The organism is Halomonas marinisediminis, assembly GCF_004347715.1.
In the GTDB taxonomy this organism is placed as follows: domain Bacteria; phylum Pseudomonadota; class Gammaproteobacteria; order Pseudomonadales; family Halomonadaceae; genus Halomonas; species Halomonas icarae.
Genome location: NZ_SLTR01000472.1, coordinates 1 through 271, shown reverse-complemented (window position 1 = coordinate 271; position 271 = coordinate 1). Strand labels below are relative to the sequence as shown.

The 271-nt window shown below is 63.8% G+C and carries 1 protein-coding gene; it reads left to right on the top strand.

Annotated features, from left to right (window positions below):
* A partial coding sequence (locus E0702_RS19300; protein WP_165927619.1) for a hypothetical protein occupies positions 1-271 on the top strand: 271 nt, incomplete at both ends.

The following is a 271-nucleotide window of genomic DNA, read 5'->3' as shown; positions in this document are numbered from 1 at the left end:
ACGGCCGGATCGCTGACGGCCGGCACCGTCAACCTGTGCGACGAGCTGGCCAACCAGGACCTGATGCCCCGGCAGAAGTACGACTCGGTCAATAGCACCGGCCGGTTCGAGTTCAACGACTGGTTCAGCGTCTTCTACGACGGGTTCTATTCGCGGCGCGAATTCTATCGCCGCTCGGCCTATTCGAACGCGCGCCTGACAGTGCCGCAGACCAACGCCTTCTTCGTGCGCCCGGCGGGCTTCACCGGGTCGAGCTACACGCTCGACTACA